General features: G+C 63.2%; 12 protein-coding genes. 7 read left to right on the forward strand and 5 right to left on the reverse strand.

The genetic code is table 11. The features are described 5' to 3' along the window. Positions 1–9: 9 nt before the first annotated feature. The 3 genes from HDG39_RS15765 to HDG39_RS15775 form a co-directional block, all read right to left on the reverse strand. Positions 10–1,890, reverse strand: coding sequence for a feruloyl-CoA synthase (locus HDG39_RS15765; protein WP_184006853.1), 1,881 nt, complete (start codon positions 1,888–1,890; stop codon positions 10–12). A gap of 71 nt (positions 1,891–1,961) precedes the next feature. After that, positions 1,962–3,413 carry an aldehyde dehydrogenase gene (locus HDG39_RS15770; RefSeq protein ID WP_184006855.1) on the reverse strand — a complete coding sequence of 484 codons (1,452 nt, stop codon included), beginning with the start codon at positions 3,411–3,413 and terminating at the stop codon, positions 1,962–1,964. Positions 3,414–3,451: 38 nt separating this feature from the next. After that, positions 3,452–4,279 carry a p-hydroxycinnamoyl CoA hydratase/lyase gene (locus HDG39_RS15775; protein ID WP_090810398.1) on the reverse strand — a complete coding sequence of 276 codons (828 nt, stop codon included), beginning with the start codon at positions 4,277–4,279 and terminating at the stop codon, positions 3,452–3,454. Between the two features lie 205 nt (positions 4,280–4,484). On the opposite strand from HDG39_RS15775, the gene HDG39_RS15780 reads away from it, so the two are divergent. Together HDG39_RS15780 and HDG39_RS15785 are read left to right on the forward strand one after the other, a co-directional pair. Then, on the forward strand, positions 4,485–4,898 hold the full coding sequence (locus tag HDG39_RS15780; RefSeq protein WP_311666292.1) for a MarR family winged helix-turn-helix transcriptional regulator: 414 nt from the start codon (positions 4,485–4,487) through the stop codon (positions 4,896–4,898). Positions 4,899–4,931: 33 nt separating this feature from the next. Next, entirely contained in the window at positions 4,932–5,831 is a 900-nt protein-coding gene (locus HDG39_RS15785; protein WP_184006858.1) for an amidohydrolase family protein, read from the forward strand. Positions 5,832–5,889: 58 nt separating this feature from the next. On the opposite strand, the gene mhpT is transcribed toward HDG39_RS15785, so the two are convergent. Next, the gene (gene mhpT / locus HDG39_RS15790) at positions 5,890–7,119 is read right to left on the reverse strand and encodes a 3-(3-hydroxy-phenyl)propionate transporter MhpT (RefSeq protein ID WP_184006859.1); all 1,230 of its coding nucleotides are present in this window, start codon (positions 7,117–7,119) and stop codon (positions 5,890–5,892) included. A 222-nt stretch (positions 7,120–7,341) separates the two neighbouring features. Here mhpT and HDG39_RS15795 point away from each other — a divergent pair, with 222 nt between their 5' ends. From HDG39_RS15795 to HDG39_RS15810, 4 genes are all read left to right on the forward strand, one after another. Beyond that, entirely contained in the window at positions 7,342–7,827 is a 486-nt protein-coding gene (locus HDG39_RS15795; protein WP_184006860.1) for a MarR family winged helix-turn-helix transcriptional regulator, read from the forward strand. A 35-nt stretch (positions 7,828–7,862) separates the two neighbouring features. Continuing rightward, positions 7,863–8,024, forward strand: a complete 162-nt coding sequence (locus HDG39_RS15800) for a hypothetical protein (RefSeq protein WP_184006861.1) — start codon at positions 7,863–7,865, stop codon at positions 8,022–8,024. A 159-nt stretch (positions 8,025–8,183) separates the two neighbouring features. Further along, on the forward strand, positions 8,184–8,762 hold the full coding sequence (locus HDG39_RS15805) for a DJ-1/PfpI family protein (RefSeq protein ID WP_184006863.1): 579 nt from the start codon (positions 8,184–8,186) through the stop codon (positions 8,760–8,762). Positions 8,763–8,893: 131 nt separating this feature from the next. Then, a complete protein-coding gene (locus HDG39_RS15810; RefSeq protein WP_184006865.1) occupies positions 8,894–9,232 on the forward strand; it encodes a ribbon-helix-helix domain-containing protein in 339 nt (112 codons plus the stop codon). A 77-nt stretch (positions 9,233–9,309) separates the two neighbouring features. On the opposite strand, the gene HDG39_RS15815 is transcribed toward HDG39_RS15810, so the two are convergent. Beyond that, positions 9,310–10,548: an MFS transporter gene (locus HDG39_RS15815; RefSeq protein ID WP_184006866.1), complete on the reverse strand. Its 1,239-nt coding sequence runs from the start codon at positions 10,546–10,548 to the stop codon at positions 9,310–9,312. Positions 10,549–11,352: 804 nt separating this feature from the next. Between HDG39_RS15815 and ptsP the strand changes: the two genes are divergently transcribed. Beyond that, positions 11,353–13,899, forward strand: coding sequence for a phosphoenolpyruvate--protein phosphotransferase (gene ptsP / locus HDG39_RS15820; protein WP_184006867.1), 2,547 nt, complete (start codon positions 11,353–11,355; stop codon positions 13,897–13,899). The last annotated feature ends 15 nt before the right edge of the window (positions 13,900–13,914 follow it).

Consider the following 13,914-nt stretch of genomic DNA (forward strand, 5'->3'; position numbering starts at 1 on the left):
GTCGCTGGACTAGCTGCCTCTGCGCGCATGGATCACCGTCGCGTCGGCGGCGTCGGCCATGTGCATCGCTTCCACGAGCGCGGCCCGGTGCTGGAGCACGGCGCGCTGATTGATCGAGCCTTTGTCGGTGATCTCGCCGAGGTCGAGCGACGGCGGCACGCTCAGCAGGTGCATGCGGGCAATGAACGAGGCACTGCCTGTCGCACTCCGATTCAGCCGCGCGAGGAGTTCGCTGAAGAAAGCGCGCACGGCGGCCGTGTTGAGCACGTCCTCGGCGCTCGCATCCGCGGGCGAACCCGCCAACGAGCGACACGCGTCGAGGCGCGGAAAAATCATCGCGCCCACTTCGTCGCGATTCATCCCCGTAATGACGGCATCCTGAACGTAGGGCGCCCCTTCGCTGATGATGCGCGAGCGCATCGGCCCGACGCTGACGAACGTTCCCGACGCAAGCTTGAAGTCCTCCGCAATGCGGCCATCGAACATCAGGCCCAGTTCGGGACGTTGCGGGTCGACGAAACGCACGGCGTCTCCTGTGCGGTAGTAGCCTTCATCGTCGAACACGCTGCTCTGAAGCGCCGGCGATGCTCGCCAGTAACCGCCCATCACGTGAGGGCCGCGAAAGCGCGCTTCGAATTTGCCATCGACGGGCGCGACCTTGGCCTGGCACCCGGGCGGCGGCAAGCCGATATAGCCGGCGCACGATATCGGTCCCGTCGTGAACAGACACGACGGCGCGGTCTCGGTCATGCCGAGACCGGCCATGATGCGGATGCGTTCTCCGCAATGTTCGAGCGTTACGCGCTCGAGACGCTCCCACGCCGCCTGCGACAGACCGGCGCCCGCGAAGAAATACATCTTCACGCGCGAGAAAAACCGCTCGCGCAGCGCCGCATCCTTTTCCAGCGCGATGGTCAGTTCTTCCCAACCCTTCGGCACGTTGAAGTAGATGGTCGGCGCGACCTCACGCAGATTGCGCAGCGTCTCGTCGAATTTGCCGGCCACGGGTTTGCCGTCGTCGATATAGAGTGTGCCGCCGTTGTACAGCACGATGCCGACGTTGTGGCTGCCGCCGAATGTGTGATTCCACGGCAGCCAGTCGACGAGGACCGGCGGCTCGATGCCGAACTGCGGAAAGGTTTCCAGCAGCATCTGCTGGTTAGCGCCCAGCATGCGATGCGTCGTCGGCACGGCTTTCGGCAGGTTCGTCGAGCCGGACGTGAACAGGAACTTCGCGATCGTGTTGCCGTTCACGCGCGCGTTGGCAGCGTCGACGTCGCGCGGGGCCGTGTCGAGCAATGCGTCGAAGCGCGTCACTCTCGACGCGTTTGGCGCGGGCACCGCGCTGACACGTTCGACGTCGCTTCCCAGCGCGGCATCGAGCGCCGCTGTGTATGCGCCGATATCGTCCGCGTAGACCAGACCCGGTTTGAGCAGTTCGAGGACATGGCGCAGCTTTCCGTAATCGCCCGACATCAACGAATAGGCCGGCGAAACGGGTGCATAAGCGATACCCGCCCACATCGCGCCGAGCGCGAGCTGCATATGTTCGACGCTGTTGCCCGACAGGATCACCAACGGGCGTTCGGCGCTGAGATCGCGATCGAGCAGCGCCTGCCCGATCGCACGCGCGCGCTCGAGCATCTGCGCATACGTGATGCCCTGCCACGCGCCTGCGGCATCGCGTCGTGCGACGAGCAGCCGGTCGGGATGCGCGCGTGCGCCGCTCAGCAGGCGGTCCGTAAAGCGCTCCGGAAACGGACCCAGAGGTTCAAGTGTCTCGAGGTACCAGCAGTCGCCGCGTTTCTCGATCCGCGCTGAAGGCGCTCCGATGGCGACGCTCCGGTATCCGGTCGCCAGAGAGCTTGCGTGGCTGTGCTCCGATTCCAAAACCTGTCTCCTAGTTGTGCCATTTCATGCAAGGATGGGGTGGCCGCAATCGTTGCGGCCAGAGCCGACGCCTAGATCGGATAATGACGCGGACTCGTCTGCACGGTGATCCAGCGCAACTCGGTGAACTCGGGAATCGAAGCCTTGCTGCCGAAGCGCCCATAACCACTGGCCTTCACGCCGCCGAACGGCATCTGCGCCTCGTCGTGCACGGTCGGGCCGTTGATGTGGCAGATGCCCGACTCGATGCGTTTCGCGACGTTCATCGCGCGCCCGATATCGCGGCTGAACACGGCGGCCGATAAGCCGTACTCGCTATCGTTGGCGACCGTCAGCGCCTCTTCGTCGCCGTCCACGCGCTGCACCGTCACCACGGGGCCGAACGATTCATCGGCATAAAGCTTCATCTCGCGCGTCACGTTCTCGACGATCACCGGCTGCATGATCGCGCCTTTCACCTCGCAACCGAGCGGCAACTTCGCACCCTTTTCGCGGGCGTCTTCGACCAGCGCGCGAATGCGCCGCGCGGCGGCTTCGCTCTCGAGCGTGCCGAGGATCGAGCCCGGCTGTGTCGGATCGCCTGCCTTCAGCGTGCGTGCTTTCGCGACGAGCTTCTCGACGAACGCATCGGCAACCTTGCGATCGACGATCACGCGTTCCGTCGACATGCAGATCTGCCCTTGATTGAAGAACGCGCCGAACGCAATGCCCTCGACGGCAGCGTCGAGGTCCGCGTCGTCGAGCACGAGCACCGGCGCCTTGCCGCCCAGTTCGAGCAGCGCGGGTTTCAGATGGCGCGCGGACAGCTCGGCGACGATGCGGCCGACACGCGTCGAACCGGTGAAATTCACACGCTTCACGGCAGGATTGGCGACCAGACGCTCGACGATCGCGGGCGCGTCTTCCGGCGCATGCGTGAGCACGTTGACGACGCCTTCGCCGAGACCCGCGTCGTTCAGCGCTTCGCCGATCAGCGCATGCACGCCGGGACAACCTTCCGATGCCTTCAGCACGACCGTGTTGCCGCACGCGAGCGGCATGGCAAGCGCGCGCGTCGCGAGGATCACCGGCGCGTTCCACGGCGCCATGCCAAGCACGACGCCGCACGGCTGGCGCACGGCCATTGCGAGGCTGCCCGGCACGTCGGACGGAATCACCGCGCCGTCGATCTGCGTCGTCATCGCCGCGGCTTCGCGCAGCATGTTGGCCGCGAGCATGACGTTAAAGCCGTACCAGTTCGCCATCGCACCCGTTTCGGCCGCGCCGATCTCGATGAACTCGGCCGTGCGCGCGTCCATGCGGTCGGCGGCGGCGAGCAGGCGTCTACGTCGCTCCGTCGGCGTGAGCGCCGCCCATGCCGGGAACGCGCGCGCTGCGGCGGCGACGGCCGCATCGGCATCCTCGACGGTGGCCGCCGCGGCGCGGGTGGCAACCGCCCCCGTCGCGGGATTGATGCGCTCGAAGGTCTTGCCGTTCGACGCGGCACGTTTCGCGCCGCCAATCAAAAGGTTCGTTTGATGCATGTGTTCGTCTCCTCAGTCGTCCCGCTGAAGTGCGCCGCTTAGCGCTTGTAGGTCTGCAAGCCCGGCTTGATGCTCTTGTCGTCGAGGAACTGCTTGAGGCCCTGTTCGCGGCCGCCTTCCGGATCGCGATAGTTCGCCTGGTCGAGCTTCGCGTACAGGTAGTCTTCGTTCTGCTCCCACGTGAGTTCGCGCGAACGCTTGAAGCCATGCTTCGCGTTGCGTAGCACGACCGGGTTCTTGTTCAGCAGCTTCGCCGCGAGAGCGATCGTTTCGTCGCGCAGTTGCGCGAGCGGCACGCTTTTGTTCACCAGACCCATCTTCGCGGCTTGCGGACCCGTGAAGGTGTCGCCCGTCATGATGTAGTACAGCGCTTCACGATGACCGACCGTATCTGCCATCGCCTTGCTCACGAGGTTGCCCGGCGGAATACCCCAGTTGATTTCGGACAGGCCGAACACGGCTTCGTCCGCGGCGATCGCGAGATCGCAGGCGACGAGCGGAGAGAAGCCACCGCCGAAGCACCAGCCGTTGACCATGGCGATCGTCGGCTTCGAGTACATGCGCAGCAATTGCCATTGCCAGCGGCTCGCGTCGCGGCGAATCCGCTCCTGCAGCACGTCCGGGCCCGCGTCCACTTCGCGGAAATATTCCTTCAGATCCATGCCGGCCGTCCATGCACTGCCTTCGCCGGTCAACACGAGAACCTGGGCTTCGGCGTCGAGTTCGAGCGTCTCGAGAACGTCGATCATTTCCTTGTTCAGCGTCGGGCTCATCGCGTTGCGCTTATCCGGACGATTGAACGTGACCCAGGCGATTCCGCCTTCCACCGCGACCTTGACCGTTTTCCAGCGTCCTTCGTAACTCATCTGCTTCTCCGTATCAATGCCGCCCTCGCGGCCTGAACTCAATTTAATATCAGGTGACCTGATAAGTAAAGTACAATATAGATGTCTTGGTACAAACCCCTAACCGCCTATGCCGACGATCACGAGAAAGCCGTCAGGGTCTGAAACGACAGCGCGCGCCACGGCGCGGCGCAATCTGCGCGATCGAAGGCACGCTGCCGCTCCGGTGCGTCTGAGCTACCTGGCCGGGCAGCTCGACAAGATTCTCACGCGGCAGCTTTCCGAAGCGCTTGCCTCGCATGGTCTGACGTTGCCGCAATACACCGCGCTGTCGGTGCTGCGGGCGCGCGCACGTTCGTCGAACGCACAACTCGCGCAGCGCTCGTTGATCACGCCGCAAGCGGCCAGCGCGGTCGTCAAATCGATGGAAACGAATGGCTGGGTGACGCGCGTGGCCGGTCCGCTCAACCGTCGCGTCGGCCTGCTGTCGCTGACGAAGGCCGGCGAAACATTGCTGGCTCAGTGCGACGGTGCCGCTGACAGGGTCGAGCAATCGATGCTCGGGGAAATCGATGAACACGGTTCACAGATGCTGAAAAACCTGCTGTTGATGTGCGTGCGCAATCTTCGCTCAGCCTGACGCATCAGCTTTAATTACACATAGGAGACCCCATTGAACATCGATCAACTGAAGGCCATCGACACCCACGTGCATGCCGAGGTGTCGTGCTGCCAACCGCCGGACCTGTTTGCAAAAGAATTCGACGAAGCCGCCGACAAATACTTCGGCACCGTGCTCAAACAGGGGCGTCGCCCGACCATTCCCGAAACGATCGAGCACTATCGGGAGCGCAATATCGGCTTCGTGATGTTTACCGTCGACTGCGAAGCGAACATCGGGCGCCGCCGCATTTCGAACGAAGAGGTCGCGGAGTTCGCGCAGAACAACCGCGACATCATGATCGCGTTCGCGAGCATCGATCCGCACAAAGGCAAGTTCGGCGCGCGCGAAGCGCGGCGGCTCATCGAGGAGCACGGCGTGCGCGGTTTCAAGTTTCACCCCACGATGCAGGGTTTTTTCGCCAACGACCGCATGGCATACCCGCTCTACGAAGTGATTGCCGAGTACCGGCTGCCGGCGGTATTTCACAGTGGGCACTCGGGCATGGGCTCGGGCATGCGCGGCGGCGGCGGTTTGCGTCTCAAGTATTCGGAGCCGATCTACCTCGACGATGTCGCCGCCGACTTCCCCGACATGAAGATCGTGATCGCGCATCCCTCCTGGCCATGGCAGGAGCAGGCGCTGTCGATCGCGCTGCACAAGCCGAACGTGTATATCGATCTGTCGGGCTGGTCGCCGAAGTACTTTTCGCCCGAGTTGGTCAAGTATGCGAACACGCTGTTGCGCAACAAGGTGCTGTTCGCGTCCGACTTCCCACTGATCCGCCCGGACCGCTGGCTCGAAGACTTCGATACGCTCGACATCAAGCCCGAAGTAAAGCCGCTCGTTCTGAAGGAGAACGCCGTCAGGTTGCTTGATCTGCGGGCCGAGGCCACGACGAATCACGAATGACGCATGAAAAATGGCCCGGCGCGAAAACGCCGGGCCAGCTGGGTCCATCAACGAAGAGTTAGCGTTTCGCGGCGTTGGAGCGAATGACGAGCAATGCTGTAATCGCCGCGATGATCGTCACCGGCACGCTCGCGCCGATGACGAGCGCCGAGCTCTTTCCCATAGCAAGCAATTGCCCAGCGGCTAAGGGGCCGACAATCGAGCCGACGCGTCCCACCGCCACCGCGGCGCCGACTCCCGTACCACGCACGCTGGTCGGATAGCTGGCGGCGGACAGCGAATACAGCATCGACTGCGCACCGACGACGCCCATTCCGGCAAACAGCACGGCAACGGACAGCGTCTCGATGCTGGCGACTTGCGAAAGCGCGACCAATGCACCGACGATGCACGCATAGATTGCCGTGACTGACAGGCCTTGTCTGAACCGGTCCATCAGCAGACCGATGCCCAGTACGCCGATCACGCTGCCGACGTTGAAAAAGATCTGGGCAATCCCGGCCTGCGAACGGCTCATGCCGCGCCCCACGGTCAACGAAGGCAGCCAGTTCAGCAGGAAGTAAAGAACGATCAGCGTGCAGAAGAAGCTGATCCAGATACCGATCGTCGCGGCGGCGCGCCCCTCGCCGAACAGGACTTCACGCGTCGAAAGGAGCGGCTTGTCCGCCGTCGCGAATTCCCGCGATTCGGTGGCGAATTCGCGCGACTCAGGCAGCAATGCCATCAGCAGCGGAATGATGATCAGCGGTCCGGCTCCGCCCACGTAGAAGATATGACGCCACGCGGTCGGACCCGCGCTCAGTACGGCGATCAATGCGGCAAGCGCCCCGCCGAGCGGCATACCGCAATACATGACGCTAACCGCGGTGTTGCGGTGACGCGCATCGACCGCCTCGGAAGACAACGCGATCAGGTTCGGCATCGCGCCGCCGAGCCCGATGCCCGTCAGCACGCGAGCAATCAGCAGACTTTCGAAACTCCAGACTTGCGCGGTCGCGATCGAGAAGATGCCGAAAATCGCCATCGAGATCATCAGAACGCGCTTGCGGCCGATCCGGTCGGCGAGTCTGCCGCCGATCATCGCGCCCGGCAAAAGCCCCAACATACCGGCGCTGAAAGCGAGCCCCAACTGGCTGACCGACAAGCCGAACTCGTGCGCCATTCGAGGCGCCGCAACGCCGGTGGACTGCAGGTCGATACCCTCCAGCACCGCGACGAGAAAGCACAATGCCAACGTTAGTGCAGTACTGGAGTCCACCGCACTCGACCGATTAGCAACACTTGACATGACGTCTCCTTCACGTTTGATTGAATTGCCAGAGGCGAGCCACGCTTCGTTCTTCGACGAAGCGGCCATGGGAAGGAGAAGATTTCTGGCAATGATCTTGCGTCACTTATCAGAATCCTTCCCACAGCGCCCCTGGAATTGATGATGAGTCTAGTCTCAGGTGCCCTGATATTGAAAGTAGAATATGATATGCCTGGTAGAAACACCTAAGACAACCTGATAATGATCAAGACAATGGAGAAGCGGCGAACGCCCCTTGCCAAACAGGCCGGTTCAACGAAAACCGGTGCGCCACCTGCCCGCGTTTCCTATGTGGTCGGCCAACTCGACCGTCTGCTCAAACGCAGTTTGATCGATGTACTGGGTGAATTCGGGTTGACCTTGCCTCAGTTCACCGCGCTCTCCGTGATCAGCGCCAGCGGCGCGATGACCAACGCGAAACTCGCCGAACGCTCGTTCATCACGCCGCAGTCGGCCAACGAAGTTGTCAAGACGATGGAAGCCAACGGTTGGGTCGGACGCGTGGGGCATCCTACCCACGGTCGACTGATTCATCTGTTTCTGACCGACGAAGGGCGTCGGGTACTGCGGGAATGCGATTCGGCGATCGACGCGCTCGAAGCGTCCATGCTGGACGGAGTAACGGAAATCCCGGTCGATACGCTGCGCAAGGTGCTGCAGCGATGTGTGTCGAACCTGCGCGGTTGAATGGACGTTCCCAATGACAAAAGAGTCGCGCTCGAATGGAGCGCGACTCTTTTTCTTTCGCTTGGTGGAAGCAGGAAAAACTCAGTGGCCGCCAGCACCGCAACCACCGTGAAAACCGCGATGCCGAGGCTGTTCGGCCAGATCATGGCGACACCGACCGCTCCACCTACCGCGATCGTCTGCCGCATTCGGGCTGAGTTCCGTTCAGCTCAGTGAAATCCCTGGTCGGCATTTAGCCGCGTATTACCTGGCCCACTGCGTCGATCGCTATATTACTTCTCAACGGCCGCCGCCTTCACACCACGATCGCGCGTCCGCCTCGCCATTTCCCACCCCCATTCGAGAGGAGACGAAGCATGTCAAAGCGAATTCTTATCATCGCCGGCGATTTCGTCGAAGATTATGAGCTGATGGTGCCGTTTCAGGCACTGGCGGCAGTCGGGCATTCGGTGGACGTCGTCGCGCCCGACAAGCGCGCGGGCGACGCGATTCGCACCGCAATCCACGACTTCGAGGGCGATCAGACCTACACCGAAAAGCGTGGCCATAACTTCACGCTGAACGCCGATTTCGCATCGGTGAACCCCGCGCAATATGACGCGCTGCTCGTGCCCGGCGGTCGCGCCCCCGAATATCTGCGGCTCAACGACGAAGTGATCGGCTGGGTGCGCCAATTCGCCGAAGCGAAGAAGCCGATTGCCGCGGTCTGCCACGGCGCGCAACTGCTGGCTGCGGCGGGTGTGATCGAAGGCCGGCGCATCTCGGCGTATCCGGCCTGCGCGCCCGAAGTGAAGCTCGCGGGCGCGGAGTACGTGGCGCTCGACTGGCCTGACGCGATCACCGACGAGAATTTCGTCACCGCGCCCGCATGGACCTCGCACGTGAACTGGCTCGCGCAGTTCCTTGCGCTGCTGGGCACGCGCATCTCGCATTGAAGGAGCGCGCCTCGACCCAGGCGCGGCATCGCGGGCGACCAACCGTGTTACGCTCGATCACGACGGCATGAGCGCCCGCGCCGCGCGCTTCGCGTCCTGCGACGTCATCATTCGCGAGAAAGGCTGAACGTATGTGCAACGTCTATGTCAACGCTGATCCGATCCTCTACGAGTCGCGTACGCGCGCGCTGCGGATTCATGGCGTCGTGACCACGGTGAGGCTCGAAAATCTCTTCTGGGACGTGCTTCGGGAAATCGCCAACCGCGAGAACGTGACGACGACCCAGTTCGTGGTGCAGCTTCACGACGAACTGGTCGCCTTGCGCGGCGAAGAGCCGTTGAATTTCGCGTCTTTTTTGCGCGTGTGCTGTTTGCGCTATCTATCGACGAGCGCCGCCCGCAACGAGGCCGCTGGCGACGTGCCGCTCAACGCCCCGTTTCAACCCAGAGTCGTGAAGACGGCTGGTTGACGGATTCGGTCGCCTGGCGGTCGCCACAGCTGGCTAGCGCGGTGCGGTCCGGTCACGCGACGTACTGACTCGACGCGTCAGTCAACCGACGCATCACAGGCGCAATCAAGGGAAGCCGCCGTGGCTGGTCGTTCCAATACAGCAAGCCGTTGCAGTGTCACGAGGCCCAGTAGCGCGAGTCCAAGTCCCAGCGTGAAGTTAGCGTGAACGCCCGCACGGTCGACAATGGTGCCCCCCACTGCCGAGCCCACCGCAATCGCCACCTGGATGATGCTGACGAACATGGCCGACCCCGCTTCGGGCAGGTCTGTCGTGCCGCGCTGAATCCACACGCTGAAGCAAAGCGGAAGCGCTCCGAACGCGATTCCCCACAGCAGCATCCCCGCGGTCTCGCCGATCGGCGAATGTTCGAGCAGCAACATCGACGACATCGCGCCTAATAGCAGCAGAACCATCGCGGCGACGGATTTCTTTAGATGTTCCGAAATCACCATCGATGTCAACGCATTGGAGAAGAAGCCGATCAGACCGAATCCGAACAGCAACAGCGTGATGGCGCTCAACGAGAAGTCATGTTCGAGCAGCGGCGCAATATACGTGTAGGTCGAGAAATGCGCGCCGAAGACGAGCGCGACCATCACCATGCTCAACCTCGTATGAGGCCGGCCAAGCAGGGTTTTGAAATCGGCGATCCGCAACGCCGATGCCGACGGCAACGAAGGCACGAGGAACGCCTGCGCCACCAAGGCGAGCGACACGAGGCCCGCGGTGGCGGCGAACGCCATGCGCCACGATGCAAACGACGCGATAAACGTCCCGAGCGGCACGCCGATCACGGTTGCGCAGGTCACGCCGGTCAGAATGGTCGCGGTCGCTTTGGCGGCATCCTTTGCTTGCACGAGTCGAGGAGCCGCCGCCGTCGCCAGAGTCCAGAAGCCACCCAGCGCGCCGCCAAGCAGAGCCCGTCCTACGAGCATGATCGCGAGGTTCGGTGCGATCGCGCACACGATGTTCGCGATCAACAGTACCGCAGTGAGGAGCAGGAAAACGTACCGGCGGTCCATGCGGCCCGCGCTGACTATCAGCGTCGGCGCCAATATCGCGGCCATCACACCGGGCGTGGTGACCATGAGCCCCGCGACACCGGTCGACACGCCGAGGTCGTGTGCGATTTGTGGCAACAGCCCGACAGGCAAAAACTCGGCAGTGACGAAAGCGAATGCGCTTACCGCTACCGCTATGACGGAGAGCCATTGACCCGCGGAGGTTGAATGTCCTTCCAACGATGCCGGGATTGCAGGTGTATCGATTTGCATGACGACCTTGATGCCAGATTGAAGTCTCGTACTTTAGGCTGGGTCTCATGTCAGAAAAAGAGTCGTCCGATGAAAAGACTAGAAGGTGTGGCTGAACAATGCCTCTGCGGCGATATCTCGCTATGAGTCAGCTAGTCCCGCGAAACGACCGCGTACGGCTCTTCCAGTCCCCTGATTATCAGCGCGCCCTCCATGCGCTAGAAAAATCATATTTCGGGAAAGAGAGCCGCCCCAATATGCCGATTGCATCCGTAGCCGCCTAGTTGGGCGCGGAATTGGGTGGATGTCGTCACGGATCTACTCTGAACAGGAAAGGGTGAGCGTCTTGTCGGGCCGCCGCCTTTCGCTAAGCGGATAAAACACAGATTATTGAACGCGTCACACGCCAATTAATAAAGACCGCTCCATCTCCCGCCAGGAAATTGCAAATTTCAGGCGTTCCCGTCCGAAATCGTCTTGTCTTGCAATCTGCGCTCAGTAACATATGCTCTTTTTCAGAGCGCTTTCCGGGTCCTTTTTTCCGGGACCACGGTGCAAAGGGTTATGCATGGGTGCGAGGCGGCCCGGCAAACGCAAACAGCGCCATCGGAGCGCGCCTGACGTTTCTCCATTCATCCCGGTCGACGTGCGCGACCTTGTTTGGCTTCCCGAGTTTTTGTCTCCGACGCTTTTGTAACGTGCGCCGCTCACAAGTGGGTGAGCGGCGTGAGCGGCAATGGTGCCGACCGCACGTGTGAATGTCGCGCTCACGCGGCTCGAGTCGAGCCACCTCAGGCGAGCGTCAATGTACAAGGAGTCTTGGCGATGAAAGCTCCTCAGCGTCCTCTGCGCATCGGGTTGATGGCGCCACTGTCGGGCGTACTGGTTCCTCTCGAGAGCGTGCCCGATCCGGTCTTCGCCCAGAAGATGGTCGGCGATGGCGTGTCGATCGATCCGACCTCGGATGAACTGCTGTCACCGCTAGCCGGCAAGGTCACGCAACTCCATAGCTCTGGCCACGCCACGACGATCACCGGCGACAACGGTCTGCAAGTGCTGCTGCACATCGGGCTCGACACCGTGTTGCTGCGCGGCGAGGGCTTCATGCCGTTGGTCAAGGAAGGCGACGCCGTCGCGGCGGGCACGCCGCTGATCCGCTTCGACCCAATCGTGGTCGGCGCAAGAGCAACCAGCCTGCTCACGCAAATGGTGATCGCCAATGGCGATCTCGTCACGCGCTACGTTCCCGCGAAAGGGCTCGTCGTCGCTGGCACCGACGTCGCGCTGTACGTCGAGCTGGTCGGCAGCATGGAGGACAAGGACACGGCCAGCGCCACCGGCGCGATCCTCTCCGACGAGATCACGCTGCCGAATCCAGCGGGCCTGCATGCACGGCCCGCCGCGGTCGTCGCGGTCGAGGCGAAGAAATTCAAGTCCGAGATCCGGCTGCTGCGCGGCGACGCCAGCGCAAATGCCAAGTCCGTCGTCGCGATCATGGGGCTCGCAACGAAGTTCGGCGACAAGCTGCGCGTCGAGGCCCGCGGTCCCGACGCGGCGGAGGCGGCCAGCACCGTCGCGCGTCTGCTTGCCGACGGATCGGGCGAAAAGCCCGGCGACGCGCCCGCACCCGCGGCGGCTGCGCCAACCGCGCCGGCTGCGCCGGTGCCAGCACCGACCGAAGCGGCTCCCGCCGACACCAACGAATTCATCGGCGTATCCGCTTCGCCGGGGCTTTCGGTCGGCAGGATCGTGCAGTTCCGCCAGCAGGTCATCGAGGTGAACGAAGCGGGCGAGTCGCCGCAACGCGAACGGGCGCAACTCGAAGCGGCCCAGCATCAGGCGCGTCAGCAGATCGAGGCGCTCAAGGCGACGCTCACCGATCCGTCGAAAGCGCAGATTCTCGACGCGCATCTCGAACTGCTGGACGATCCTGACCTCAACGACGCCGCGATCAGCAGCATCAGCGCGGGAAAGGGCGCGGGGTTCGCGTGGCGCGATGCGTTTCAGAAGCAGGCAAGCACGCTCGAAAAGCTCGACAATCCGCTGCTGCGCGAACGCGCGGGCGATATCCGCGACGTCGGCCGCCGTGTACTCGCGCTGCTCGCCGGCGTGAAGCAGGCGCAGATCGACGTGCCGGACGAAACGATCCTGATTGCCGAGGAACTGTCGCCGTCCGACACCACGTCGCTCGATCGCAGCAAGGTGCTCGGCTTTTGCACGACGAGCGGCGGCGCGACGAGCCACGTCGCGATCCTCGCGCGCTCGCTCGGCATTCCGGCGATCTGCGGTATCGACGCGCGCGCGCTGCAACTCGCCGACGGCACGCCCGTCGTGCTCGACGGTTCGCGCGGCAGCTTGCGGCGCAACCCGAGCGCCGAGGAACTCGAGAAGGCGCGCGAACGCATCAGCCGCCAGGCCGCCAAACGCGAAGACGAAAAGCTCGCGGCAACCAAACTCGCAATGACGGCCGACGGCCACCGCGTCGAGGTCGTCGCGAACATCCGCAATGCGCAGGAAGCACGCGACGCGGTCGCGGCCGGCGCCGAAGGCGTGGGCCTGTTGCGCTCCGAGTTCCTGTTCGACGCGCGAGACACCGCGCCAACCGAAGACGAACAGGCCGCCGAATATTGCGCCGTCGCCGAAGCGCTTGGCCGCGAGCGGCCGCTCGTGGTCCGCACGCTCGACGTCGGCGGCGACAAACCGTTGTCGTATCTGCCGCTGCCGAAGGAAGACAACCCGTTTCTCGGCCTGCGCGGTGTGCGGGTGAGCCTGGAGCGTCCCGACATCTTCCGCACGCAACTGCGCGCGATCCTGCGCGCGGCGCCGCTTGGGCATCTGCACGTGATGTTCCCGATGATCGCCACGATCGAGGAGGTGCGGGCAGCGCGCAAGATCCTGCTCGAAGAAGCCGGCGATCGCGCAGCGAGCGTGAAAGTCGGCGTCATGATCGAAGTCCCCGCGGCCGCGCTGATCGCCGAGCCGCTCGCACGCGAAGTCGACTTCTTCTCGATCGGCACGAACGATCTCACGCAATACACGCTCGCGATGGACCGCGGCCATCCGCAACTCGCGAAGCAGGCCGACGCGCTGCACCCGGCGGTGTTGCGTCTGATCGGCATGACGGTCGACGGTGCGCACAAGCATGGCAAATGGGTCGGCATTTGCGGCGGCATCGCCTCGGATGCGATGGCGGTGCCGGTGCTCGTCGGCCTTGGCATCGACGAGCTTTCGGTGAGCATTCCGGCGGTCGGTTCGATCAAGGCTCAGCTTGCACGCGTGACGACCGAAGAAGCCAGGAAGCTCGCCGCCGAGGTGCTGTGTCTGGGCACCGCCGCGCAAGTCCGCGCGCATCTGTCGCGCTTTGCCGAGTGAGCGGATCAACAGGAG

It is taken from the genome of Paraburkholderia lebeckiae (assembly GCF_014201005.1).
GTDB classification, from domain to species: Bacteria; Pseudomonadota; Gammaproteobacteria; order Burkholderiales; family Burkholderiaceae; genus Paraburkholderia; species Paraburkholderia tuberum.

Coding starts and splice junctions, on each gene's coding strand:
- HDG39_RS15795 (WP_184006860.1), top strand. CDS start 7,342: ATGATCAAGACAATGGAGAAGCGGCGAACGCCCCTTGCCAAACAGGCC.
- HDG39_RS15805 (WP_184006863.1), top strand. CDS start 8,184: ATGTCAAAGCGAATTCTTATCATCGCCGGCGATTTCGTCGAAGATTAT.
- ptsP (WP_184006867.1), top strand. CDS start 11,353: ATGAAAGCTCCTCAGCGTCCTCTGCGCATCGGGTTGATGGCGCCACTG.
- HDG39_RS15770 (WP_184006855.1), bottom strand. CDS start 3,413: ATGCATCAAACGAACCTTTTGATTGGCGGCGCGAAACGTGCCGCGTCG.
- HDG39_RS15800 (WP_184006861.1), top strand. CDS start 7,863: ATGGAGCGCGACTCTTTTTCTTTCGCTTGGTGGAAGCAGGAAAAACTC.
- HDG39_RS15810 (WP_184006865.1), top strand. CDS start 8,894: ATGTGCAACGTCTATGTCAACGCTGATCCGATCCTCTACGAGTCGCGT.
- HDG39_RS15815 (WP_184006866.1), bottom strand. CDS start 10,548: ATGCAAATCGATACACCTGCAATCCCGGCATCGTTGGAAGGACATTCA.
- HDG39_RS15775 (WP_090810398.1), bottom strand. CDS start 4,279: ATGAGTTACGAAGGACGCTGGAAAACGGTCAAGGTCGCGGTGGAAGGC.
- mhpT (WP_184006859.1), bottom strand. CDS start 7,119: ATGTCAAGTGTTGCTAATCGGTCGAGTGCGGTGGACTCCAGTACTGCA.